This is a genomic window from Actinoplanes teichomyceticus ATCC 31121, from assembly GCF_003711105.1.
Taxonomy (GTDB): Bacteria; Actinomycetota; Actinomycetes; order Mycobacteriales; family Micromonosporaceae; genus Actinoplanes; species Actinoplanes teichomyceticus.
Genome location: NZ_CP023865.1, coordinates 7424015 through 7446264, shown reverse-complemented (window position 1 = coordinate 7446264; position 22250 = coordinate 7424015). Strand labels below are relative to the sequence as shown.

22 protein-coding genes and 1 tRNA gene are annotated in these 22250 nt (G+C 74.1%); 12 read left to right on the top strand and 11 right to left on the bottom strand.

All coding sequences use genetic code 11. The annotated features are described in order from the left end of the window. Positions 1-66: 66 nt before the first annotated feature. The gene (locus ACTEI_RS32660) at positions 67-1071 is read right to left on the bottom strand and encodes a glycosyltransferase family 2 protein (protein WP_262384554.1); all 1005 of its coding nucleotides are present in this window, start codon (positions 1069-1071) and stop codon (positions 67-69) included. Between the two features lie 378 nt (positions 1072-1449). Here ACTEI_RS32660 and ACTEI_RS32655 point away from each other — a divergent pair. The 4 genes from ACTEI_RS32655 to ACTEI_RS37545 all read left to right on the top strand — a co-directional run bounded on the left by ACTEI_RS32655 (position 1450) and on the right by ACTEI_RS37545 (position 3813). Then, positions 1450-1526 (top strand) — tRNA-Met (locus ACTEI_RS32655). Positions 1527-2091: 565 nt separating this feature from the next. After that, positions 2092-2760 carry an alpha/beta fold hydrolase gene (locus ACTEI_RS37550; RefSeq protein WP_164466212.1) on the top strand — a complete coding sequence of 223 codons (669 nt, stop codon included), beginning with the start codon at positions 2092-2094 and terminating at the stop codon, positions 2758-2760. A 113-nt stretch (positions 2761-2873) separates the two neighbouring features. Then, positions 2874-3644, top strand: coding sequence for a pentapeptide repeat-containing protein (locus ACTEI_RS32645; protein WP_244940657.1), 771 nt, complete (start codon positions 2874-2876; stop codon positions 3642-3644). 28 nt (positions 3645-3672) lie between these two features. Continuing rightward, positions 3673-3813, top strand: coding sequence for a hypothetical protein (locus ACTEI_RS37545; RefSeq protein ID WP_164466211.1), 141 nt, complete (start codon positions 3673-3675; stop codon positions 3811-3813). Here ACTEI_RS37545 and ACTEI_RS32640 read toward each other — a convergent pair. Both ACTEI_RS32640 and ACTEI_RS32635 read right to left on the bottom strand, forming a co-directional pair. Continuing rightward, the gene (locus ACTEI_RS32640) at positions 3802-4971 is read right to left on the bottom strand and encodes a translation initiation factor 2 (RefSeq protein WP_122981157.1); all 1170 of its coding nucleotides are present in this window, start codon (positions 4969-4971) and stop codon (positions 3802-3804) included. The genes ACTEI_RS37545 and ACTEI_RS32640 overlap by 12 nt on opposite strands. 159 nt (positions 4972-5130) lie before the next feature. Next, complete coding sequence (locus ACTEI_RS32635) at positions 5131-5982, bottom strand: spermidine synthase (RefSeq protein WP_122981156.1); 852 nt, start codon at positions 5980-5982, stop codon at positions 5131-5133. Between the two features lie 82 nt (positions 5983-6064). Here ACTEI_RS32635 and ACTEI_RS32630 point away from each other — a divergent pair, with 82 nt between their 5' ends. The 3 genes from ACTEI_RS32630 to ACTEI_RS32620 all read left to right on the top strand — a co-directional run bounded on the left by ACTEI_RS32630 (position 6065) and on the right by ACTEI_RS32620 (position 9395). Then, positions 6065-7663 (top strand): DUF1800 domain-containing protein, encoded by a 1599-nt coding sequence (locus tag ACTEI_RS32630; RefSeq protein ID WP_239082132.1) that lies wholly within the window; start codon positions 6065-6067, stop codon positions 7661-7663. Further along, positions 7660-8928, top strand: a complete 1269-nt coding sequence (locus ACTEI_RS32625; protein WP_244940656.1) for a DUF1501 domain-containing protein — start codon at positions 7660-7662, stop codon at positions 8926-8928. Before ACTEI_RS32630 ends, ACTEI_RS32625 begins: the two co-directional genes overlap by 4 nt. 98 nt (positions 8929-9026) lie before the next feature. Beyond that, complete coding sequence (locus tag ACTEI_RS32620) at positions 9027-9395, top strand: hypothetical protein (RefSeq protein ID WP_122982551.1); 369 nt, start codon at positions 9027-9029, stop codon at positions 9393-9395. Between the two features lie 119 nt (positions 9396-9514). On the opposite strand, the gene malQ is transcribed toward ACTEI_RS32620, so the two are convergent. Further along, on the bottom strand, positions 9515-11443 hold the full coding sequence (malQ, locus tag ACTEI_RS32615) for a 4-alpha-glucanotransferase (RefSeq protein ID WP_122981154.1): 1929 nt from the start codon (positions 11441-11443) through the stop codon (positions 9515-9517). Positions 11444-11534: 91 nt separating this feature from the next. Between malQ and ACTEI_RS32610 the strand changes: the two genes are divergently transcribed. Then, positions 11535-11786 carry a hypothetical protein gene (locus tag ACTEI_RS32610; protein ID WP_122982550.1) on the top strand — a complete coding sequence of 84 codons (252 nt, stop codon included), beginning with the start codon at positions 11535-11537 and terminating at the stop codon, positions 11784-11786. Between the two features lie 24 nt (positions 11787-11810). Beyond that, entirely contained in the window at positions 11811-13061 is a 1251-nt protein-coding gene (locus tag ACTEI_RS32605) for a chitosanase (protein ID WP_239082131.1), read from the top strand. A 52-nt stretch (positions 13062-13113) separates the two neighbouring features. Here the strand turns inward: ACTEI_RS32605 and ACTEI_RS32600 are convergent, their stop codons facing one another. The 7 genes from ACTEI_RS32600 to aroA form a co-directional block, all read right to left on the bottom strand. After that, a complete protein-coding gene (locus tag ACTEI_RS32600; RefSeq protein WP_122981152.1) occupies positions 13114-14349 on the bottom strand; it encodes a glycoside hydrolase family 16 protein in 1236 nt (411 codons plus the stop codon). Between the two features lie 106 nt (positions 14350-14455). After that, on the bottom strand, positions 14456-15205 hold the full coding sequence (locus ACTEI_RS32595) for a carbohydrate-binding protein (RefSeq protein ID WP_145830757.1): 750 nt from the start codon (positions 15203-15205) through the stop codon (positions 14456-14458). A gap of 95 nt (positions 15206-15300) precedes the next feature. After that, entirely contained in the window at positions 15301-15858 is a 558-nt protein-coding gene (locus tag ACTEI_RS32590) for a DUF5709 domain-containing protein (protein WP_122981150.1), read from the bottom strand. A 29-nt stretch (positions 15859-15887) separates the two neighbouring features. Beyond that, positions 15888-16616 carry an ATP-binding protein gene (locus ACTEI_RS32585; protein WP_239082130.1) on the bottom strand — a complete coding sequence of 243 codons (729 nt, stop codon included), beginning with the start codon at positions 16614-16616 and terminating at the stop codon, positions 15888-15890. Positions 16617-16772: 156 nt separating this feature from the next. Further along, positions 16773-17573: a histidinol-phosphatase gene (gene hisN / locus ACTEI_RS32580; RefSeq protein ID WP_122981148.1), complete on the bottom strand. Its 801-nt coding sequence runs from the start codon at positions 17571-17573 to the stop codon at positions 16773-16775. A gap of 209 nt (positions 17574-17782) precedes the next feature. Continuing rightward, entirely contained in the window at positions 17783-18856 is a 1074-nt protein-coding gene (gene rsgA, locus ACTEI_RS32575; protein WP_122982549.1) for a ribosome small subunit-dependent GTPase A, read from the bottom strand. 2 nt (positions 18857-18858) lie between these two features. Continuing rightward, positions 18859-20151: a 3-phosphoshikimate 1-carboxyvinyltransferase gene (gene aroA / locus ACTEI_RS32570; protein WP_122981147.1), complete on the bottom strand. Its 1293-nt coding sequence runs from the start codon at positions 20149-20151 to the stop codon at positions 18859-18861. 185 nt (positions 20152-20336) lie between these two features. On the opposite strand from aroA, the gene ACTEI_RS32565 reads away from it, so the two are divergent. From ACTEI_RS32565 to ACTEI_RS32555, 3 genes are all read left to right on the top strand, one after another. Continuing rightward, positions 20337-21014: an SOS response-associated peptidase gene (locus ACTEI_RS32565; RefSeq protein ID WP_122981146.1), complete on the top strand. Its 678-nt coding sequence runs from the start codon at positions 20337-20339 to the stop codon at positions 21012-21014. A 192-nt stretch (positions 21015-21206) separates the two neighbouring features. Next, positions 21207-21605, top strand: a complete 399-nt coding sequence (locus ACTEI_RS32560) for a WhiB family transcriptional regulator (protein ID WP_122981145.1) — start codon at positions 21207-21209, stop codon at positions 21603-21605. A 14-nt stretch (positions 21606-21619) separates the two neighbouring features. Beyond that, positions 21620-22228, top strand: a complete 609-nt coding sequence (locus ACTEI_RS32555; protein WP_122981144.1) for an alpha/beta hydrolase family protein — start codon at positions 21620-21622, stop codon at positions 22226-22228. The last annotated feature ends 22 nt before the right edge of the window (positions 22229-22250 follow it).

Genomic DNA, 22250 nt, shown 5'->3' with positions numbered 1-22250 from the left:
CGGCGAGGCGGCCGCCCCGCGGGGCGGCCGCCCCGGCCCGCGCAGCCGGCTTCGTGCCGGCGGTGGTCACAGGGTGACCCGCTCCCCGAGCGAGTCCTCCACGGCCGTCCGGCTGGCCGGCACCCGCGCCGGCGACGACTCGGTGTCCGAGGCGATGAAGTACGCCGGGCGGTTCTGCACCGCGGTGTAGAGGCGGCCGACGTACTCACCGAGCAGGCCCAGGCACAGCAGCTGGATCGCCCCGAGCAGCAGCACCGCCAGAAACAGCGAGGACCAGCCGGGCACCACGGTGCCGCGCGCGTAGGCGATCAGGCCCATGACCACCAGCACCGCGCTGATCGCCATGCCGGACACGCCGAGCCAGGTGGCCAGCCGCAGCGGGGCGGCCGAGAAGTTCGTGATGCTGTCCACGGCCAGCATGATCATCTTGCGCAGCGGGTACTTCGTGCTGCCCGCCGCCCGCTCCTCGCGGACGTAGGACACCTGCCCGCTCGGGAACCCGATCCACGGCACCAGCAGGCGCAGCACCGGCGCCCGCTCGGGCAGCTCCCGCAGCGCCTCGACGGTGGTGCGCGACAGCAGCCGGAAGTCGCCGCCCTGCGACGGCACGTTGCGGCCCACCATCCGGCGCATCAGCCGGTAGTACGCCCCCGCGGTCCAGCGCTTGAACCGGGTGTCGGTGCCCCGGTCGCTGCGCACGCCGTAGACGATGTCCAGACCCTGCGTCCGGGCCAGCTCCAGCATCTCCGGGATCTTCTCCGGCGGGTCCTGCAGGTCCGCGTCGATGCTGGCGACGTAGGCGCCCCGGGCCGACATCAGCCCCGCGTTCAACGCCGCCTGGTGGCCGCTGTTGCGGCGCAGCCGCACGATCCGCAGTTGCGGCCACGTCCGCCGCACGCCCTGCAGGACGGCGTAGGTCGCGTCCCGGCTGCCGTCGTCGACGGCGACCACCTCGTACGGCTCGCCGACGCCGTCGAGAGCCGGCCGCAGCCGCTGCACCAGCAGCGGGATGACCGCTTCCTCGTTGAACATCGGGATGACGACCGACAGCGTCAGGCCGGGTTCGCTCACGAGCGGGACTCCCCGGGTTTCTCGTACGGAACAGGGCGACTACGCGGGGCACGCTAGCCCACCCGGTCCACATGCCACAGGCGCTGCGATGTGAACGTTTCGCCAACAGCGCACCAAACCTGGCGGAGTTCCCGGGCGTCCGGGGCGCGCCGGGTCCGGCCGGGAGAGCCTGACGGACCCGGCGGTGCGCGGGAGCCGGTTCGACGTGGTGCCGTATCCCGGCGCGTAATGCGACGGACCCGGCGGTGCGCGGGAGCCGGTTCGACGTGGTGCCGTATCCCGGCGCGTGATGCGACGGACCCGGCGGTGCACGGGAGCCGGGCCCGTCGGGGGCGGATTCGCCGCTCGTTCACCGGTGCGCTAGGCTTAACGAGCCGACGCGGGGTGGAGCAGCTCGGTAGCTCGCTGGGCTCATAACCCAGAGGTCGCAGGTTCAAATCCTGTCCCCGCTACCAATGCAGTATCGGAAACGCGGTCCGTTCGAGACGGACCGCGTTTTTCGTTTTTGCGAGCAGCGCCGGGGCCGCCGTCTCCGCGGTCCCGTGCCCGGCGGGTGTCGTCGCCGGTCGCTGACACGACATGCCCGTGTCGCGATCGCCGTCCCGTGGGCCCGGAGAGCTCGGCCACGCCGTCCCGTGGGCCCGGAGAGCTCGGCCACGCGGTCCCGGGAGCTCCGAGAACTTGGCCACGCGGTCCCGGGGGCTCCGAGAACTTGGCCACGCGGTCCCGGGGGCTCCGGAGAACCTGGCCACGCGGTCCCGGGGGCTCCGGAGAACCCCGCCACGCGGTCCCTGGGGCACGGATTCTCGCGCCGGGCCGGGAGCGGATCCCGCCGTCCCCGGTGCACCATCGTTCCCGGGACATCGAACGACGCGAAGCGAGGCAGCAGTGGAGAGTGTGCCGGAGCCGGTTCGGTACGGGCGGCGGGCGGCGCTGCGGCACGGGGCTGCGCAGCCGCGCGGGCTGCCGCCCGGGGCGCGCCAGGTGGGGGCCGGTGCGGCCGGCGGTTCCGGAGCGCCCGTGGTGCTGGTGCACGGGACCAACGGGCGGGCCGCCTGCGACTGGTTCACGCTGGCGCCGTTGCTGGCCGGCGACGGCCGGGACGTCTTCGCGTTCCAGTGGCGGCGGGCCCGGCCGACCGCGGGCACGAGTGCCACCCACACGCACGCGGCCGAGCTCGGCGAGTTCATCGAGCGGGTGCGCGCGGTGACCGGGGCGGCGCAGGTCGACGTGGTGGGGCACTCGTGGGGTGCGGTGCTCGCGCACTACCTGGTGCGGTGCCTCGCCGGGGCGCCGGGAGCCGGGGCGGTCCGGTCGGTCGTGGGGCTGGCGCCCACCTATGGCGGCACCACCCTGCACGGGCTGCTGCGCCGGCCGGATCGGCTGCCGGCGCGGCTGCGGCACTGGCTGGACGCGAAGATCCCCAGCTGGCGGGAGCAGCTGCCGGGTTCCGCGGTGCTGACCGCGATCGAGGCGGCCCCGCCGGCGCCCGCGGTGCGGTTCACCACGATCGTCACCCGGTACGACCAGATGGTCACGCCCTACGCCGCGTCGCTGCGCGCCGTGCCGCAGGCCCGGCAGGTGGTGCTGCAGCGGCACGCCCCGCGCGCGCTGGTCGGGCACCTCGGGATCCTGCACCATCCGGTGGCGCTGCGGCACGTCCGGGACGCCCTGGGCCCGGCGTGCTGACCCCGGAACCGGGCCGGCCGCGCGACGCCGGCGCCCGGCACGTCGAAGATGCTGGTCACAGCGATTGACCTGGTGGGCGGTCGAGCGGCCGGGTGCGGGAGACTGGCGGTTCTATGGGAACTGATGAGATGACCCGCCTGGAAGCGGACTGCGCCCGGTGCGCCGGGCTGTGCTGCGTGGCGCCGGCCTTCGCCAAGTCGTCGGACTTCGCCGTGGACAAGCCGGCCGGGCAGGCCTGCCGCAACCTCGGCGACGACTTCCGCTGCCGGATCCACGAGCGGCTGACCGAGAGCGGCTTCCGCGGTTGCGTGGTGTTCGACTGCTTCGGCGCCGGGCAGCGCATCACCCAGGAGACGTTCGGCGGCCGGGACTGGCGCGGCGCCCCGGAGATCGCCGGCGCGATGTTCGCCACCCTGCCGGTGATGCGCCAGCTGCACGAGCTGCTCTGGCTGCTGACCGAGGCGCTGAAGCTGGACGAGGCGCGGCGGCTGCACCCGAAGCTGCGGGCCGCCCGGGACGAGATCGACGCGCTCGCCGCACGGCCGGCGGGCGAGCTGCGTGGGCTGGATGTGGACGCGTACCGGAAAGGGGTCGTGCCGCTGCTGCGCCGGGCCAGCGAGCTGGCCCGGGCCGGCGCCGGCGGGCGCCGTCCGGACCACAGCGGAGCGCAGCTGATCGGCCGCCGGTTCCGCGGCGCCGACCTGCGCGGCGCGAGTTTCCGCGGCGCGCTGCTGCTCGGCGCCGACCTGCGCGACGCGGACCTGCGCCGGGCCGACTTCACCGGCGCCGATCTGCGGGGCGCGGACCTGCGCGGCGCCGACCTGACCGGGGCGTTGTTCCTGACCGGGGCCCAGCTGCGGGCCGCGGTGACCGACCCGCAGTGAACGGTGCCGATCCGCTCTGAAGGACGAGGTGTACCACCGGCTGCTCGCCGACCGGGAGCGCCCGCGCTCGCTGCCGGAGCGGTACCGGGACCGGATCCGGCAGCAGAGCGACCTGATGGAGCTGCTGCGCCGCGCGCACCAGGTGCACGCGGCGCGGTCAGTGGCGTGACCCGGGCTCGTCGGCGCGGTTGAGGTACGCCGACAGGTTCGCGGTCTGGACCCCGAACCGGCCGGCCGCGTCGTCGTCGAGGCCGCCGGACATCAGGCTGGCCACCCGGGCGGCCAGGCTCGCGGCCCGGGACGCCAGGTCCGGCTCGGAGTGCCGCGAGTCCTGCTCGGCGCGCATGGCCTCCTCGGCGCGGAGGGCGTCGGCCTCCCGGCCGGGACGCTGCGGAGCGCCACGCCCGCCCGAGGTCGGCATCGACGACGTCGGCATGGACGACGTCGGCATGGACGACACCGGCACGGCGGAGACCGGCGTGGGCGAGACCGGCATCGAGGAGACGGGCATCGACGAGACCGGGGACGACGCCGCGGGCTCGTAGGCCGGCTCGGCGTAGGCGGGCTCCCGATACGCCGGCTGCTGGTAGGCCGTCTCGGCGTAAACCGTCTCGGCGTAGGCCGGTTCCTGGTAGGCGGCCGGGGCGGCCTCCTGGTAGGCGGGCTCGGCGTAGGCCGGGGCGGGCTCGGCGTACGCGGGGGCGGGCTCGGCGTACGCGGGGGCGGGCTCGGCGTACGCGGGGGCGGCCGGCTCCTGGGCGGGCACCGGGACGGAGCCGAGCAGCGACACCGTCTGCCCCTCGCCGCCCTGGTAGTTGGTGAACTCCGGTCCGATCAGCAGCCGGGACAGCATCCGCGCGTGCACCGGGGCCACCCCGATCTCGGTGGCGTTCTCCACCCGGAACCGGGCGATGGCCTGGCGCAGCACGTTGGCCAGCCGGTCGGCGTCGCCCACGGTGGCCAGGTCGCCGCCGGCGAACACCAGGGCCGGATAGCTGCCCTCGGGCCCGTTGCAGACCAGCTGGATCTGGGTGACCGTGGCGGTCCGGCCGGTGTCCCGGTTGCCCGGCTGCACGCGCAGGTGCTGCGGCCACAGCCAGAACAGCTCACCATTACGCAGAGTGGTCTCATCCGCATACGAATAGCGAACCCGGCGGTCGGTGACGAAGACCTCGGTCTCCTCCGGCAGGGTCCATCGCGGCAGCGAGGAAGCCTCGTCGAACGCATACTCGGCGACGGCGCAGCGGCCGCGCCACAACACCCGCTCGCCGCTGTCCAGCGGACCGAGGTCGGTACCCGGAGCGGACAGGAAGTGCTGGTGGAACATGGTTGCCTTCCCCGTTCACGCCGCGATCGGAAACATGCGGCCGAGACGATTACAGCCCTGTCCTACCAGTGTCGCCAGCGACCCGACGCGAATCACACCGGAACTTTCCGTTTCGACACCGGACGGTGATCACCGATGGACGGTCGGCCGAACCTATCATTACTTTCGGTTACCAAAAAGGCCGGCGGGTGGTGGTGGCGAAGCGACCGCGGCGGCGTCCGGAACCGGTGCCGCCCCGGCCGCGAACCGATCGAGATCGGTCTCCACCCGCCCCGGGAACCAGTCGCCCGCCGCCCGGCGGGCGAGCTCGGCCACCGGAGGCGGGGTGCGCCCGGCGAGCACCACCAGATTGCCGAACCGGCGGCCGCGCAGCACCGCCGCGTCGGCAACCAGACACGCCTGCGGCAGCACCGACCGGATCGTGGCGACCTGGGTGCGGGCGTGCTTGAGCGGGGGGCCGTCGGCCACGTTGGCGATCAGCCAGCCGGCCGGGGCGAGCACCCGGGCCACCTGCCGGGCGAACTCCACCGAGGCGAGGTGCGCCGGGGTGCGGGCGCCGGCGAAGACGTCCAGGACGATCACGTCGTACCCGCGATCGCGCATTCCCTCGACGGCCTCCCGGGCGTCGCCCACCCGGACCCGGATCCCGGCCTGGCCCGGGAGCGGAAGCTCCCGCCGGACCATCTCGACCAGCGGCCCGTCGATCTCCACCACCCGCTGCGGCGACCCCGGCCGGGTCGCGGCCAGGTAGCGCGGCAGGGTCAGCGCGCCACCGCCCAGATGCAGCGCGCGCAGCGGGCGGCCCGGCTCGGCCACCAGGTCGATCGCCGCCGCGATCCGCCGGACGTACTCGAACTGCAGGTACGTGGGGTCGGCCAGGTCCACGTGCGACTGCGGGGCGCCGTCCAGAAGCAGGGTGAACGCGGTGTCCCGGTCCGGGTCCGGAACCAGCTCGGCGACGCCCGAGGCGACCGTCTCCACCCGTCGTCGCGACGCCCTGCGCTGTGCCATCCGAGCATTGTCCCCGGGAGCAGATCGGTAGCGCTGATCCGGGAACCCGACAGTGGCGCGGGAAACTTCCGACATCTGCGGTGTGACGGTTATCGACCAGACTCTGACCCGGCGTACCGCCATCGGCGGCGCGGTCGCGGCCGGCGCCGCCGCCGCGCTCACCACCGCGACCCCCGCACACGCCGCCTCGGCCACCGACCCGCAGATCCACGCCGCCGTCGAACCGGCCGTCGTCCTCGACGCCGGTCCGGCCGGCCTGCTGAGCGCCGACCCGCTGCTGCACCTGCTGCGCCGGGCCACCTTCGGGCCCAGCCCGGCCTCGATCGCGGAGATCCGGAGGCTGGGCGCCACGGCCTGGCTGGACCGGCAGCTCAACCCGGCCGCGATCGGCGACCCGGTGGTCGACGGCCTGCTCGCCCGGCTGCCGCTGAGCGGCCTGAGCATCGGCGAGATCCACGCGAAGGTGGCCGCCGGGCAGCTCAGGCAGTTCGCCTGGGAGCCGATGTGGCAGCTCAGCTTCGCCGCCCCGATCCGCGCGATCTGGACCGAACGGCAGCTGTACGAGGTGATGGTCGACTTCTGGTCCAACCACCTCAACGTCACCTGCCCGGCCGGTGACGTCTGGGACAGCCGCACCGACTACGACCGCAACGTGATCCGCAAGCACGCCCTCGGCACGTACGCCAACCTGCTCAAGGCTTCGGCCCGGCACCCGGCGATGCTCACCTACCTGGACAACCGGTACTCCACCCGGCTCTCGCCGAACGAGAACTACGGCCGTGAGCTGCTGGAACTGCACACGGTCGGGATGGGGTACACCGAGCGGGACGTCAAGGAGGCGGCCCGGCTGCTCACCGGTCTGACCGTGGACCGCACCACCGGCGCGTACCGGTACGACGCGGCCAACCACGCCGTCGGCCCGGTCCAGGTGCTCGACTTCACGCACGCCAACGCCACCACCACCGGCGGCGAGGCGGCCGCGCTGGCCCTGTTCGACCACCTGGCGCTGCACCCGGCCACGGCCCGCCGGATCGCCACCAAACTGTGCGTCCGGTTCGTCGCCGACGAGCCGCCGGCCACCCTGGTCACCAAGCTGGTGAAGGTCTACCTGGACAACCGGTCGGCGATCGTGCCGGTGCTGCGGGCGCTGTTCACCTCCCCGGAGTTCGCCGCCTCGATCGGCGCCAAGACCCGGACCCCGCTGGAGGACCTGGCGGCCACCGTCCGGATCCTCGGCTACGGCCCGCCGCCCAGCGGCACGAAGACGTTCGAGAGTTTCTACGTGATGGCCCGCAACGCCGGGCAGGCGCCGCTGGCGTGGGGGCCGCCGAACGGGTACCCGGACGTGGCCACCGCCTGGGCGTCGCCGTCCGGGCTGCTGGCCCGCTGGAACTCCCACCTGTCCATCGCGGCCGGGTACTGGCCGGCCGATCTCGTCAAGCCGGCCAACCTGCTGACCGGGATGATCGGGGCGACGCCGGCCACCTACGGCGCGTTGATCGACGCGACCGCCACCCGGCTGCTCGGCACCACGCTGGACGAGGGGCAGCGGGCCGCGCTGGCCGCTTTCTACGGCAAGACGCCCGCGTCGCTACTGAAGTACAACGATCCGGCGGTTGGCTGGATGTACCCGTACCTGATGGCGATGCTGCTCAACTCGCCGACCTTCGCATTGAGGTGACGACTGTGAACTGCGGATGTGACGAACAGCGCCGGGTGACCGTGTCCCGGCGCCGACTGCTGGCCGCCGGGGCCGCCGGCGCGTTCGCCGGGTTGGCGGGCTCGCAGCTGGACACCCAGCTGGCCTTCGCGGCCGACCCGGCGTACTCCGGCGACGTGCTGGTGCTGCTCTCGCTGCGCGGCGGCTTCGACGGCCTGTCCGCGGTGGTGCCGGCCGGCGACCCGGCGTACTACGCCGCGCGGCCGACCATCGCGGTGCCGAAGGCCCAGCTGATCGGCGGCGGGACGTTCTTCGGGCTGCACCCGGCGCTGGCGCCGCTGCTGCCGTACTGGACGTCGGGGAAGCTGGCCGCGGTGCACGCGGTCGGGCAGCCGGCCCCGAACCGGTCGCACTTCGCCGCGATGGAGGAGCTGGAGCGGGCCGCGCCGGGCACCTCGCTGCGTACCGGCTGGCTGAACCGGATGGCCGGCTCGCTCGGTGCGGACGACCCGTTCGACGCGGTCGCGATGGGCACCGCGCGCCCGGCCCGGGTGCTCGACGGCCCGGCGCCGTACCTCGGCCTCACCTCGATCGACGCCTTCACCCTGACCGGCGACGACGCGGTCAAGCCGGTGGCGGCCACGATGGCGGCGCTCTACCAGGGCGCGCCGCCCGCGCTGGCCCGTACGGCCGGACAGCTCACCGGGGCGCTGGCCCGGGCCAAGGCGCTGCGCTCGGCGGGCTACACGCCGGCGAACGGGGCGGCGTACCCGAGCACCGAGCTGGGCGCGGCGCTGCGCGACGTGGCCCGGTTGATCAAGACGGGCGCCGGCCTGATGACCGCGACCGTGGACTCCGGCGACTGGGACATGCACGAGAACCTGGGTCCCGCCCAGCCCGGCCGGCGGATGCACGACCAGCTCGCCCAGCTGGCCGCCGCGCTCGCCGCCTTCGCCACCGATCTCGGCCCGGACGGCCTGAACCGGGTCACCCTGGTCACCATCAGCGAGTTCGGCCGCCGGGTGGCGCAGAACGGCTCCGGCGGGCTGGACCACGGCTACGGCAACGCCATGTTCGTGCTCGGCGGCGGCGTCCGCGGCGGCCGGGTGTACGGCTCCTGGCCGGGCCTGACCGCGGCCCAGCTCCGCGACGGCGATCTGGCGGTGACCACCGACTACCGCGCGGTGATCGGCGAGATCCTGCGGGCCCGGTGCCGGGTGGGTGACCTCGCCCCGGTCTTCCCCGGCGTCACCGCGTCCTCGCTGGGGCTGGTCGCGACCCGCTGACCGGCTCATCAGAACCGGGCATATTTCACGAAACAGCAGGTAAGTCGCAAGTTGGCTGTCCCACACTGTCACCGACATTCCGACGTACGGAGGTGACGGTGACCAGCAACCTGTTGGCCGAGCTGATCGGCGGCCAGCGCCGCCCGTCCGGGCCGCCGCCGGCCCGCCAGATGCCGGCGATCCTGACGGCGGCCAGGCACCGTGCCGGGCCACCGCTGCGGATCCGCCGGCACGGCTCGGACGACGGCGCGCCGTTCTGGCGCTGGGACTGCGACGGCTGCGGGGAGTACGGCGGCGGACGGCACCACCCGGACGCCGTCGCCCGGGCCATGCGGCACTGCCACGAGCACCCGGAACACCGCTCCTCGCTGCTGCCGCCGGCCAGCTGCCGGCAGCCGGACACGTATCTGCCGCTGCACCCGATGCTCTACGCGGTCGACGACGACCCGGGGCCGATGCCGCTCTGAGCTGGGCTTATGGCCTCGCCTTCGGCTCGGCAGCGCGCCCTCTCACGCGTTGCGGTCGGCGCGGTCAGGGTGCGGGGGAGGGCCAGGGTTACCGGTGGCAGCGCCGGTGCCGGGCGGGGTCAGTCGGTCTCCGGGCGGGAGCGGAGAATTTCGGCCACCCGGAGGAACAGCGGGTCGGTGACGATCCGGTCCAGGTCGGCGCCGAGCGGGATCCGCCAGTTCGGGTACTCGTCGAAGGTGCCCGGCAGGTTCGGCTGGCGCCGCTCCAGCAGCACGTCGTGCAGGGACGCGGCGACCAGCCGGCACGGGGTGCGGGCCAGGAACTCGTGCATCGCCAGCACGGTCGCGTCCGGCGCGGGAGCCGCCCCGATCAGGCCCTCGGCACGCAGCAGGCCGAGCAGCGCCGCCCGGTCCGCCTGCCAGGTGGCCCGCTCCTGTTCGACGGTGCCGGCCAACTGGTTCAGCTCCGCCCGGACCTCCACCTGCTCACCGGCGAGGAAACCGGCGGCGGTCGGCAGGTCGTGGGTGGAGATGCTGGCCAGCGCGTTGCGCCGGTAGTCGGCGGCGGGCCGGAACTCGCCGGTGTCCCAGTCCCGGACGAACCACAGCACCGACGAGCCGAGCATGTTCATCCGCTCCAGCGTCTCGGTCATCTCCGGCAGCACGGTGCCCAGGTCCTCACCGATCACCACGGCGCCGGCCCGCTGCGCCTCCAGCGCCAGGATGCCCAGCATCGCCTCCGGGTCGTAGCGCACGTACGTCCCCTCGGCCGGTCCCATCCCCGGCGGCACCCACCACAGCCGCCACAGCCCGGCCACGTGGTCCACGCGCAGCCCGCCGGCGTGCCGGAAGATCCGGCGCAGCATGTCGCGGTAGGCGGCGTACCCGGTCTCGACCAGGGTGTCCGGCCGCCACGCGGCCAGTCCCCAGTCCTGCCCGAGCTGGTTGAACGCGTCCGGCGGGGCGCCCGCCCGGACCCCGGGGGCCAGCACGTCCTGCAGCAGCCAGCCGTCCGCGCCGGTCGGGTCGATCCCGACCGCCAGGTCGTGCACGATGCCGACGGCCATCCCGGCGGCCGCCTCCCGGGCCGTGGCCAGCTGCTCCTCGACCTGCTGCTGGATCCAGGCGTGGAAGGCGATCCGCTCGCTGCGGTAGGCCAGCACCGCCGGGGAGTCCGGCCGGCGCAGCTCCTCCGGCCACTTCTGCCAGTTCGGCCCGTGCTCCTCGGCCAGCGCGCAGAACCGGGCGAAGTCGGTGAGCCCGGGATCGGCCTCCAGATCGACCGGCCCGGCCAGCGGCCAGAGCAGCTCCAGCGCGGCCAGCTTGGCGGCCCACACCGCGTCGTAGTTGATCAGCCCGTCCGCGGGCGGCTCCGGCCTCAGCGCGTCGATCCGCGCCCGGAGTCCGGCATCCGCCCGCCGGTACGCCGGAATGTCGGTGATCCGCAGGTAGAGCGGGTTGGCGAAGCGGCGGCTGGAGGGCGAGTACGGCGAACGCTGCACCGGCTGCACCGGCGTGATCGCGTGCAGCGGGTTCAGCAGCACCATCCCGGCGTCCCCGCACCGCTCGACGAAGGACCGCAGGTCGCCCAGGTCGCCCATGCCCCACGAGCCGGCCGAGTGCAGCGAGTAGAGCTGCAGCATCCAGCCCCAGGCGTGCGGTGGTCTGGGCAGCTCGGCCGGGACCACGACCAGCGTCACCGTACGCCCGTCGACGGTCAGCCGGTGCCAGCCCAGCGGCAGGTTGGCCGGCAGCCGCTCGACGGTCCGGGTGCTGCCGTCCTCCAGGGTCAGTTGCGCCGGGGCGGGCAGCGGGCGGCTCTGCCCGGCGCGCAGCACCACGGTGCCGGGCAGCTGGGCGCCGCGACCCCGCTCGCGGGCCGCCTGGAGCGCGGCCTCGACCGCGGCCGGGGTGGTGGCGTCCACGCCGAGCAGGCCGAGAACGCCGATCACCGATTCCGCGGCGACCTCGGTGCGACGGCGCTGATAGTTCTCGTACCAGGTGGCCACCCCGTGCGCCTCGGCCAGCGCTTCCAGCTGCGCGTCCATACTGCCCCTCCCGTCGGTGACGGTCCCTTACCCGGTTGATCGGCGGTTACTCCGCGTGCGGTTGTTGCCCGCATCGGCCAGCATGGAGCACATGGCTGACGTGGTGAAGTGGTGGTCCCGGATGACCGCCGCGCTGACCGGCGCGGTGCTGGCCCTGGTGATCCCGGCGCACGCCTGGGCGGCGGGCAACGGGGTCGCCGAGGTTGCGGTGGAGGCGGCGAAACGCCGCAGCCGCCGCGGCGGCTTCGGGCTGCTGTTCGGCGGCGGGCTGTGCTGCCTGCTCGTGATCGGTGCGGTGGTGCTGGTGGTCCTGTTGATTTCCCGCAATCGCAAGCGTCGCTGACGGGGCGCGCCCTAGCTTAGGGGGATGCGTGCAGGTGGCAGGCGGTCGATGGCCCTGGGCGGCGGGATCGCCGCGATCCTCTGCGTCCCGCCGGCCATCTCGGTGGCGGCCGGCGCGTCCGGCGACGTGCTGCTGAGCCGGGGCCGTCCGGCGCTCGCCTCGTCCACGCTGAGCGTGGCCTGGCCGGCGTCGGCGACCGTGGACGGCCGCGCCGGCACCCGCTGGGCCAGCGGAGCCGGGGCGGGCACCCAGTGGCTGCGCGTCGACCTGGGCCCGGCGCAGCAGGTCACCCGGGTGCGGCTGCACTGGGCCGGGGCGTACGCCACCGGGTACCGGGTGCAGTTCTCCGACGACGGGGCGGCCTGGACCGACGCGTACCGGACCGGCTCCGGCAACGGCGGGGTGGACGACCTGCGCGGCCTGACGGCGCACGGGCGGTACCTGCGGGTGCTGGCCACCCAGCAGGCCGGTGCGAGCGGGTACTCGCTGTGGGACGTGCGGGCGTACGGTCCGGGGCCGGCCGGCCCGGCCCCCGAGTCGGGCGCGCGGCCCAGCGCGGCGACCCCGGCGATCGCCGCCGCGCTGACCGCGAGCGCCAAGAAGGAGACCGCCCTGCAGCTGGTCTCCAGCGCGGAGAACTCGACGCTGAACTGGCGCGGCGAGTACGGCTACATCGAAGACATCGGCGACGGTCGCGGCTACACCGCCGGGATCGTCGGCTTCTGCTCCGGCACCGGGGACATGCTCGACCTGGTCACCGACTACACCCGCCGCAAGCCGTCGAACCGGCTGGCCCGGTACCTCCCGGCGCTGCGCGCGGTGGACGGCACCGACTCGCACCGGGGCCTGGACCCGGGTTTCGTGGCCGCCTGGCGGGCCGCCGCGAAGGACCCGGTCTTCCAGGCGGCGCAGCGGGACGCGCGCGACCGGATGTACTTCACGCCGGCGGTGCGGCTGGCCCGGGCGGACGGGCTGCGGGCGCTGGGGCAGTTCGCGTACTACGACGCGGCGGTGATGCACGGGGTCTCCGGGCTGCGGACGATCCGCGAGCGCGCGGTGCGGGCCCGGCCGACCCCGGCCCAGGGCGGGGACGAGATCGCCTACCTGGGCGCCTTCCTGGACTCCCGGGACACCGAGATGCGGCGCGAGGCGGCGCACGGCGACACCACCCGGGTGGACACCGCGCAGCGGGTCTTCCTGCGCGCCGGCAACCTCGATCTGGTCGCGCCGCTGACCTGGCACGTCTACGGCGACGAGTACACCATCGAACGCTGATGGCGCCCCCCGGCGTCGGCCGGGGAGCGCCATCATGCGGCTGTGCCCTGGATCAGGCCTTCGCCCACTTCTGGTTGGCGGTGCCGCCGCAGTCCCAGAGCTGCAGCTGCGCGCCGTTCGCGGCGTTGTTGTCCTTGATGTCGACGCACCGGTTCGCCGACACGTTCACCAGGTCACCGGCGCCCGACAGGGTGAAACGCTGGACCGGGTTGCCGTTGCAGGTGACCAGCTGGATCGGGGTGCCGTTGGCCAGCGCGCCGCCGGCCGGGTCCATGCACTTGCCCATCGCGCGCAGCGTGCCGTCGCTGTTGAAGGTCCACTTCTGGGCGCTGCTGCCGTTGCAGTCCCACATCTGCAGGCGGGCGCCGTCGGAGGCGGTCCCGCCCGGGATGTCGATGCACCGGCCGTTGAGGTTGCTCTTCAGCGCGGTGCCGCTGGTCGACGGCGGCGGCGTGCTGGAGGAGGTGCTGACGTGCACGTAGTCGATCAGCATCTTGCTCTCGGCCGGCAGGCTGGCCGGGTTGCCCTGGCCGAAGTTACCGCCGACGGCCAGGTTGAGGATGATGAAGAACGGGTGGTCGTAGACCCAGTTCACGTTGCCCTTGGCGGCGCGCAGCGAGTCCGGGGTGGCGCGGAAGTACTCCTTGCCGTCCACGGTCCAGACGATCAGGTTCGGCGACCAGTCGACGGCGTAGGTGTGGAACGCCTGGTACCACGGCGAGCCGGCGACGAGGGTGCCGCCGTAGGAGTTGCCGCCGGAGTAGCCGGGGCCGTGCAGCGTGCCGAACAGCCGGTTGGGGTCGCGGCCGACGACCTCCATGATGTCGATCTCGCCGTCGGTCGGCCAGTTGCCGCCGCCGAGCATCCAGAAGGCCGGCCACAGACCGGAGCCGTTGGGCACCTGGATGCGGGCCTCGACGTGGCCGTACTGCTGGGTGAACTTGCCGGCGGTCTGGATCCGGCCGGAGGTGAACTGGCAGGTGCCGTTCCAGCAGTCGTTGTGCCCGCCGCTGCCCTTGCGCGCGGTGATGACCAGGTGGCCCTGGCCGTCCATGGCGACGTTGCTGGTGCCGCTGGTGTAGTACTGCAGCTCCTGGTTGCCGAAGCCGCTGCCGCCGGTGTCGAAGTTCCACTTGGACGTGTCGACGCCGGTGCCGGCCGCGCCGTTGAAGTCTTCGTTCCAGACCACGGCCGCATCCGCGTGGTCGTTGCGCGAGGCCATGAACAGGGATGACGCCAGGGTCGTGGCGACCACGGCCGCGCCGAGCAGAACCCGTAACTTACGCATGGGGGGACCTCCGGGGGGAGAGGGTGTCGTACTCCAAACAGTCTTTAGAGACGGACTGCGTGGGTCAATGGAGACGGGTTCCGGAACCCCCGGATAACAGGATCTCTCAAAGTTTCTCGAAGAGGGCCGGGACCAGGCTCGGTTCCCAGCCGGGCAGCGCGGTGTGCCGTGCCGTCACCCGGTACGTCGTACCCCGGTACTTGACCCGGTCGCCCACCCGGTACGTGGTGAACGCCGCCCACGCCGGGGCCGGTTTCACCGTGACCCGGGTCGTGACGCCGACCGAGTCGACCAGGATCCCGCCGGCGTAGCGGTCGCCCCCGCCGAGGTTGAGCACCAGCCGGAACGGCTGCCCGGCGGTGTCCGGGGTCAGGCGCAGCACCTGCCGGCCGTCGACCGACCAGACGAACGACGTCCGGGTCCAGTCGATCGCGTACGTGTGGAAGTCGTAGTCGCCCACCCCGTCGTCGCCGAGCGCCTCGACCTGCCCGGACAGGATCTGCCCGTCCTCGCCGAGCACGCCGAGCGAACGCCACGCCCCGCCGGAGCGGCCGGCCCGGATCCGCGCCGACGCGTGCCCGTTCGGCTGGGTGAAGGTGGTCGCCGTCCAGAGCCGCGTGCCGAGCGCCAGGTTCCCGTCGCCGTCCAGCCACGCGCCCCGGGTGTCCCCGGCCCAGCGGGTGGCGTCCACGACGGCGCCGCGGCCGCCGGTGAAGTCGTCGCGCACCAGCGTCCGGGTGACCGTCTCGGCGTGCGCGGCGCCGGGCACGGTCAGCCCGCAGACGGCGACCGCGGCCGCCAGCAACGGCCGCAGCCACCGCGACGACACCTCGGCCCGGTGACGCGTGCGACCCATCCGGTTGTACTCCCCCCACCTCGGTCCCGCACAGACTGTGCCCGCAGCGGGGTGGTCCCGGCAAGACCCGGCGACCGGTGGGATCTGACGCCGGGTCAGTCGTAGTCGGGCGCCCTGGTCTCGTGGATGGCGAGCTCCTCGGCGCTCGCGCCGCCGCCGGCCGCGCCCGCGTCCCAGGCGACGCTGTCCGGCTCCTCGTCGAAGCCGGAGCCGCCGTCCGGGGCGACCAGCCGGCCGACCCGGGCCGGGCTGTCCTCGTCGAGCTGGCCGTCGTCGTAGAGCGAGACCGGCGAGTTCGGGTCCGAGGTCGGGCTCTCGCCCCACACGTCCCGGTCGAAGCGTCTCTGCTCCGGGTCGTCGACCGTCTCGTCGATCGGGTCGCGCTGCGACCGGACCTGGTCCTCGGCGCCGAAGTCCGGCTCCTCCTGGCTCAGCCGCCGGTCCAGCGACTCGCCCTGCCGCTGCTCCTCGGCGGTGTCGCCGAACCGGTTGGAGCCACCCGGGCCCACCCCGGCGAGCGCCGCCGGGTCGGGGCCGTCGCTCCAGCGGCCGCTGTCCACCTCGTCGTTCGCGATGGAATCGTCGTCGGCGGTGTCCGGCAGGCCGGAGGCCTGCGGATCACTCACCTCGGTGGGGTAGTCGTTGTCTCGCATGTGCGCAATGTACCCACGGGCCGGGCCGGTCATACCGTGATCCGGTCCGGGGTCAGGTGCGCCCAGACGACCTTGCCGTCGGCCAGCGGAAGGCAGCCCCAGCGGACCGACACCGCGTCGATCAGCAGCAGTCCGCGACCGCCGTACGCGGTGGCCGCGACCGGCCCGGAGAACCGCGGGATCACCGGCGAGCCGTCGCGCACCGCCACGCTCACCGTGTCGCCGTGCCGGGCCAGCAGCACCCGCATCGGGGTGCGCGCGTGCGCCACCACATTGTTGACCATCTCGGTGGCCACGATGCACGCGTCGCCGGTCACCGCCGGCCGGTCCCAGCGCAGGCACGTCTCGGTGATCAGCTCGCGGGCCCGGCGGGCCGCGCCGGTCACCGGCTGCAGCTCCAGGCCGACCCGCAGGCCGGCGCCGGGCGAGCCGAGCGAGGCGAAGGCGGCCGGCGCGTCCGGCCAGACCGGCCAGCCGGTGGACTGCCACAGCGTGCCGTCGGTGGCGCCGCAGAGCACGAGCCGGGCGGCCGGCCAGTCACGGGTCTCGTCGCGCACCTCGCGCAGCACGGCCAGCGCGTCGTGCCGGGGCACCCGCAGGCCGGCGACGTCGACCACGACCGCCTCCGGCTGGCCGGCCAGCACGTCCAGGAGGGTGGAGCGGACCGGGGCGACGGTCCCGCCGTCGAGCACCCCGGTCAGCCGGACCAGTGGAAAACTCTGGCCGCGGTCCACCAGGTGACGAACCTCGCTCGGCATGATCGCTCCATTGTGCATAACGCGTCCCGTCCGCGCATTTCGGCGAGGGCGGGCCGGCTTGCGCGATCGGCGCCCACCCGGCACGGAAACCGGACGAAAGCCCACGACGGGCATGCATGGGGAGTACCCCGTCGTGGTGCGCTCATGCCAGGAGGGTCAGCCGCGTGGCGTCAGCGCGGTCAGCACGCTCTCGTGCAGCAGGCCGTTGGTGGCGACCACCGACGAGTGGTCGGCACAGGTCCGCCCGTCCAGGTCGGTGACCTTGCCGCCGGCCTCGGTGATGATCGGGATCAGCGCGGCCATGTCCCACAGCGACAGCTCCGGCTCGGCCATCGCGTCCAGCGCCCCCTCGGCCAGCAGCATGTAGCCGTAGAAGTCGCCGTAGGCGCGGCTGCGCCAGACCCCGAGCAGGATGTCCAGCATCTGCGGCAGGCGGCCGTTGTCCTGCCAGCCGTTCAGGCTGGCGTAGCAGAAGCTCGCGTCCGCGAGCCGGCGGACCCGGGACACCTCGATCCGGGTGGCGGCGTGCTGGTGCCGGCCGGCGAACGCGCCCAGGCCGCGCGCCGCCCACCAGCGCCGGCCCAGCGCCGGCGCGGAGACCAGCCCGACCACCGGGGTGTCGCCCTCCATCAGCGCGATCAGGGTGGCCCAGATCGGCACGCCGCGCACGTAGTTCTTGGTGCCGTCGATCGGGTCGATCACCCAGTGCCGGGTGCCCGGCCCGGCCGCCGCCTCGGACCGGCCGAATTCCTCACCGAGCACGCTGTCCCGCGGGCGGGCCCGGGCCAGCGTGGCCCGGATCGACTTCTCCACCGCGGTGTCCGCGTCGGACACCGGCGTCAGGTCGGGCTTGGCCTCGACCTTGAGGTCCAGCGAGCGGAACCGGGCCATCGCGATGGCGTCGGCCGCGTCGGCGAGGGTGTGGGCGAGAGCGAGATCGTCGGCATATCCAGCCATGCCCGAACTCTACTGATGCCTCCGGCCGCCGCCGGTGGGCCCCGCGGCCGCCGAGAAGACCCTTTCCCGGTACGGCCCCCGGGCCCCGCCCGCAGGCTCCCGCCGCGCCCCGTGCCCGGCCCGCGCGGCGCCGCCGCCGGTCCGGGCCCACCCCGCGCCCCGCGGGCCGCGGGGTGGCCGTCCGCCCCGGAGACCGCGTCCGGTGCGGGTCAGAGCGGCGCGCTGTCGTCCGCGGGCTGCTCGCGGGCGTCCAGGTCACCGGCGCGCGACGCCAGCAACCGGCGGTAGGAGTCCAGGCGCCGCCGGTCGGCGTGCCCGTCGGCGACCCAGGCGTCCAGCCGGCAGTCCGGGTCGGCCGCGGTGTGCCCGCAGTTCGGCTGGTCCTCCAGCGTGCCCTCGACCAGGTCCGGGAAGCCGTGCAGCAGGCTTTCCGCGCTGACGTGGGCCAGGCCGAAGCTGCGGATGCCGGGCGTGTCGACGATCCAGCCCGGGTCCTTGCGGGACCCGCCGATCGCCGGCAGCCGCAGCGCCACCGCGCTGGTCGAGGTGTGCCGGCCCTTGCCCACCGCGCTGACCGCGCCGACCGCCCGCAGCGCGTCCGGCACCAGGCGGTTGACCAGCGTCGACTTGCCGACCCCGGAGTGCCCGACCAGGACCGAGATCCGGCCGGCCAGGCGCTCGCGCAGCGGTGCCAGGTCGCTGCCGGGGCGGACCAGCACGTACGGCAGGTCCAGCTCGGTGTAGTAGTCGAGCACCTGCTCCGGACCGGCCAGGTCGGCCTTGGTCAGGCAGAGCAGCGGCTCCACGTCGGCGTCGTACGCCGCGACCAGGCAGCGGTCGATGAAGCCGGTACGGGGCGGCGGGTCGGCCAGCGCGCTGACGATGACCAGCTGGTCCGCGTTCGCCACCACGACCCGTTCCAGCCGGCCCTCCGGGGTGGTGTCGTCGTCGTCCGCGGTGCGCCGCAGCACCGAGGTCCGCTCGCCGATCCGGACGATGCGGGCCAGCGCGCCGGGCGCTCCGGACACGTCGCCCACGAGCGCCACCCGGTCGCCCACCACCACGGACTTGCGGCCCAGCTCGCGGGCCCGCATCGCGGTGATCACCTCGATCCGGTCGCCGCCGTCCTCCCGGACGCAGCCGTACCGGCCCCGATCCACGGTGATCACCAGCGCGTCCACCGCGTCGTCGTGTTTCGGCCGGGTCCGGGTACGCGGGCGGGAGGACCGCCCCGGCCGGACCCGGACGTCGTCCTCGTCGTACTCCCGTTTACGCCCTGGCAGCTCTAGCTCCTTGCCGCGAGTCCCGCCCAGAGTTCCGGGAACTCGGGCAACGTCTTCGACGTACAACCTACGTCGGTCAGCTCGATGCCCGGGACGGTGAGTCCGATAACCGCGGCGGCGTGCGCCATCCGGTGGTCCGCGTACGTCGCGAAGGACGTGGCGTGCAGCGGCCGCGGCTCGATCCGCAGGCCGTCCGGGAACTCGGTGACCCCGGCGCCGGCCTTGGCGAGCTCGGTGGCGAGGGCGGCGATCCGGTCGGTCTCATGGCCCCGGATGTGCTCGACGCCACGCAGCTCGGACGGCCCGTCGGCGAGCGCGGCCAGCGCGGCGATCACCGGGGTCATCTCGCTGACCTCGGACAGGTCGGCGGTGATCCCGCGCAGCGTGCCGGCGCCGCGCACGGTCAGCTCCCCGGCGGTGCGGGTGACCTCGCCGCCCAGCGCGGTGAGCAGCCGGCTGAGCTGCTCGACCGGCTGCCAGCTCTGGGCCGGCCAGCCGGCCAGGGTGACCGTGCCGCCGGTGACCATCGCGGCGGCGAAGAACGGCAGCGCGCCGGACAGGTCCGGCTCGATGGTCCAGGTGCGGCCGTGCAGCGCGCCGGGCTCGACCACCCAGGTCTCCGGGACGCTGTCGTCCACCGTGGCGCCGGCGGCGCGCAGCATGTGCGTGGTCATCCGCAGATGCGGGGCGGACGGCACCGGCGGGCCCTCGTGCCGCAGGGTCAGGCCCTTGGCGAAGCGTGGCGCGGAGAGCAGCAGGCCGGAGACGAACTGGCTGGAGCCGGAGGCGTCGACCACCGCCTCGCCGCCGGCGACCAGGCCGGTGCCGTGCACGGTGAGCGGCAGCCCGCCGGAGGGCGCGGCCTCGATGCGTACGCCCAGGGCGCGCAGCGCCTCGACGATCGGGCGCAGCGGGCGGTTGCGCGCGTGCGGGTCGCCGTCGAACTCGACCGGGCCGTCGGCCAGGCCGGCCAGCGGGGGCAGGAACCGCATGATGGTGCCGGCCAGGCCGACGTCCACGGTGGCCGGGCCACGCAGCGGGCCCGGCTCGACCCGCCAGCGGTCGTCGGCCGAGGTGTCCACGGCGACGCCCAGCGCGCGCAGCCCGGCGGACATCAGCGTGGTGTCCCGGGCCTGCAGCGGCGCCTCGATCACCGAGGGGCCGTCGGCCAGCGCGGCGAGGACCAGCGCGCGGGCGGTCATCGACTTGGAGCCGGGCAACCGGACGGTGGTCGAGATCGGGCCGGCGGCGGTCGGGGCGGGCCAGGGGCGGGATTCAGCAGCCATGACCGCCATTCTGCCGGGGGACGCCGCCGGTCCCGGCGCGCGTTCCCGGCTCCCGGGACGTCGTGCCGCCCGGAATTCCTCCGTACGGGCCGTCGCCATTCCACTGATTCGGGATCCGGGCTCCGCGTGATGCCGTCATTTCGTCGGCGTTCCGCGCCCCCCACCACCGTTTCCGTTGGCGTACGCTGCACGCCATGTGCGGCCGTTACGCGACCACGCGGAGCAACGTGGATCTCAGTCAGTTCTTCGAAGCCGTCGACGTGGCCGGGGAATTGTCGCCGAGCTGGAACGTCGCGCCCACCGCCGCGGTTCCGCTGATTCGCCGGTCGCGCACGCACGACGCCCGGGTGCTGGACACCGCGCGCTGGGGTCTGGTCCCGCCGTGGGCCGCCGACCTGCGTCAGGGCGCCCGCATGATCAATGCGCGGGCGGAGACGGTGGCCACTCTCAAGACGTTCGCGCCGTCCTTCGCCCGCCGTCGCTGCCTGGTCCCGGCCGACGGCTGGTACGAGTGGGCCCGGTCCGGCAAGCAGAAGCAGGCGTACTACATGAGTCCGGCCGGCGGCGCCCCGCTGGCGTTCGCCGGGATCTGGTCGCCGTGGGGCCCGGAAGGCGTGCTGACCTGCAGTGTCATCACCACGGCGGCGCGCGGCGAGCTGGCCCGGGTGCACGACCGGATGCCGCTGGTCCTGCCGCCCGAGCGCTGGTCGGACTGGCTGGCCGGCGGCGGTGACCCGGAGCCGCTGCTGCGCCCGCTCGACGAGGCGGCGTTGGCCGCGATCGAGGTGCGCCCGGTCGGCGCCGCGGTGGGCAATGTCCGCAACAACGGCCCCGAGTTGCTGGCGCCTCCCGGCGAGGTGACGCTTTTCTGAACTCTCGAAGATCAACGAAGTTCTTTGTCGGATTATGCGCGGATTCGCCACCGGCAACTTTGTTTCAACATTGATCGGCCCCTTGTTCTGATCTTGTACGGTGCGGTACAAACCAGCGCCGGAGTGGTGCCGCTCCGCAGGGTGCGGGAACGGCCGCCACAGCATTTCCGGTCCCACGGGGGAGGTGGGCTGATGACACGAGCACGCATGCCGCGTCCGCACGAGGTGGCCATCGCGCGACGTGACCCGCGGTTGCTCGAGGCAATTGCACAACGACGTACGGACGAGGCCTGGCGGACCAGGGGAGCATGCCGGACCGTCGACCCGGAGACGTTCTTTCCGGCGCCGAACGAGCCGTCCGGAGGCGCGGTGGCGCTCTGCGGCACCTGCCCGGTGCAGGGCCCGTGCCTGGCCTGGGCGTTGCAGGTCGGTGACTGCCACGGGGTCTGGGGCGGCACCACGCCGCGCGAACGGCGCGCCATGCTGGTCGCCTGGCGCGAGCGCGTGCAACCCAACGGCGATCCGGTCGACGACGGGTCCACCGAGGCCGAGGACCGCCGGTTCCTGACCCTCACCCCGGTGAGCCGCTGATAGAAACGGAGCTTGTGTCGAGCTCCGAGAAGACCGTCGAGACCCCGCGCGGGCCGGCCCTGGTTCGCCTCACCGAACCGGCCGGCCCGGCGCGCAGCCAGCTGTTCCTCGGCCACGGGGCCGGAGGCGGCGTGGACGCGCCGGACCTGACCGCGGTGCACGACGCCGCGGTGGCGGCCGGCGTGCGGGTGCTCCTGGTGACCCAGCCGTACCGGGTGGCCGGACGGCGGGCGCCGGCCCCGGCCGGGCACCTCGACGAGGCGTGGGGCGCGGTGGTGCGCGCGAACGCCGTACCGGGGCTGCCGGTGATCCTCGGCGGGCGCTCCAGCGGAGCGCGGGTCGCGTCGCGGACCGCGCCGGGGCTGGGCGCCGCAGGGGTGCTCGCGCTGGCCTTCCCGCTGCACCCGCCGGGCCGGCCGGAGAAGAGCCGGGCCGGCGAGCTGCCCGCCGGGCTGCCGGTGTGCGTGCTCAACGGCGACCGGGACCCGTTCGGCGTGCCCGAGCCGCGCGACGGCGTCGAGGTGATCGTGAGGCCCGGCGCCGTGCACGACCTCCGCACGGACGTGTCCGGCACCGCCGAGCTGGCCGTCGGCTGGCTGCGCCGGCACGGCTGGGCCGATTGAGGGCGCCGGAATTCTGACCCCG

Coding starts and splice junctions, on each gene's coding strand:
- ACTEI_RS32645 (WP_244940657.1), top strand. CDS start 2,874: ATGGGAACTGATGAGATGACCCGCCTGGAAGCGGACTGCGCCCGGTGC.
- ACTEI_RS32640 (WP_122981157.1), bottom strand. CDS start 4,971: ATGTTCCACCAGCACTTCCTGTCCGCTCCGGGTACCGACCTCGGTCCG.
- ACTEI_RS32635 (WP_122981156.1), bottom strand. CDS start 5,982: ATGGCACAGCGCAGGGCGTCGCGACGACGGGTGGAGACGGTCGCCTCG.
- malQ (WP_122981154.1), bottom strand. CDS start 11,443: ATGGACGCGCAGCTGGAAGCGCTGGCCGAGGCGCACGGGGTGGCCACC.
- ACTEI_RS32610 (WP_122982550.1), top strand. CDS start 11,535: ATGGCTGACGTGGTGAAGTGGTGGTCCCGGATGACCGCCGCGCTGACC.
- ACTEI_RS32605 (WP_239082131.1), top strand. CDS start 11,811: ATGCGTGCAGGTGGCAGGCGGTCGATGGCCCTGGGCGGCGGGATCGCC.
- ACTEI_RS32600 (WP_122981152.1), bottom strand. CDS start 14,349: ATGCGTAAGTTACGGGTTCTGCTCGGCGCGGCCGTGGTCGCCACGACC.
- ACTEI_RS32595 (WP_145830757.1), bottom strand. CDS start 15,205: ATGGGTCGCACGCGTCACCGGGCCGAGGTGTCGTCGCGGTGGCTGCGG.
- ACTEI_RS32590 (WP_122981150.1), bottom strand. CDS start 15,858: ATGCGAGACAACGACTACCCCACCGAGGTGAGTGATCCGCAGGCCTCC.
- ACTEI_RS32585 (WP_239082130.1), bottom strand. CDS start 16,616: ATGCCGAGCGAGGTTCGTCACCTGGTGGACCGCGGCCAGAGTTTTCCA.
- hisN (WP_122981148.1), bottom strand. CDS start 17,573: ATGGCTGGATATGCCGACGATCTCGCTCTCGCCCACACCCTCGCCGAC.
- aroA (WP_122981147.1), bottom strand. CDS start 20,151: ATGGCGGTCATGGCTGCTGAATCCCGCCCCTGGCCCGCCCCGACCGCC.
- ACTEI_RS32565 (WP_122981146.1), top strand. CDS start 20,337: ATGTGCGGCCGTTACGCGACCACGCGGAGCAACGTGGATCTCAGTCAG.
- ACTEI_RS32560 (WP_122981145.1), top strand. CDS start 21,207: ATGACACGAGCACGCATGCCGCGTCCGCACGAGGTGGCCATCGCGCGA.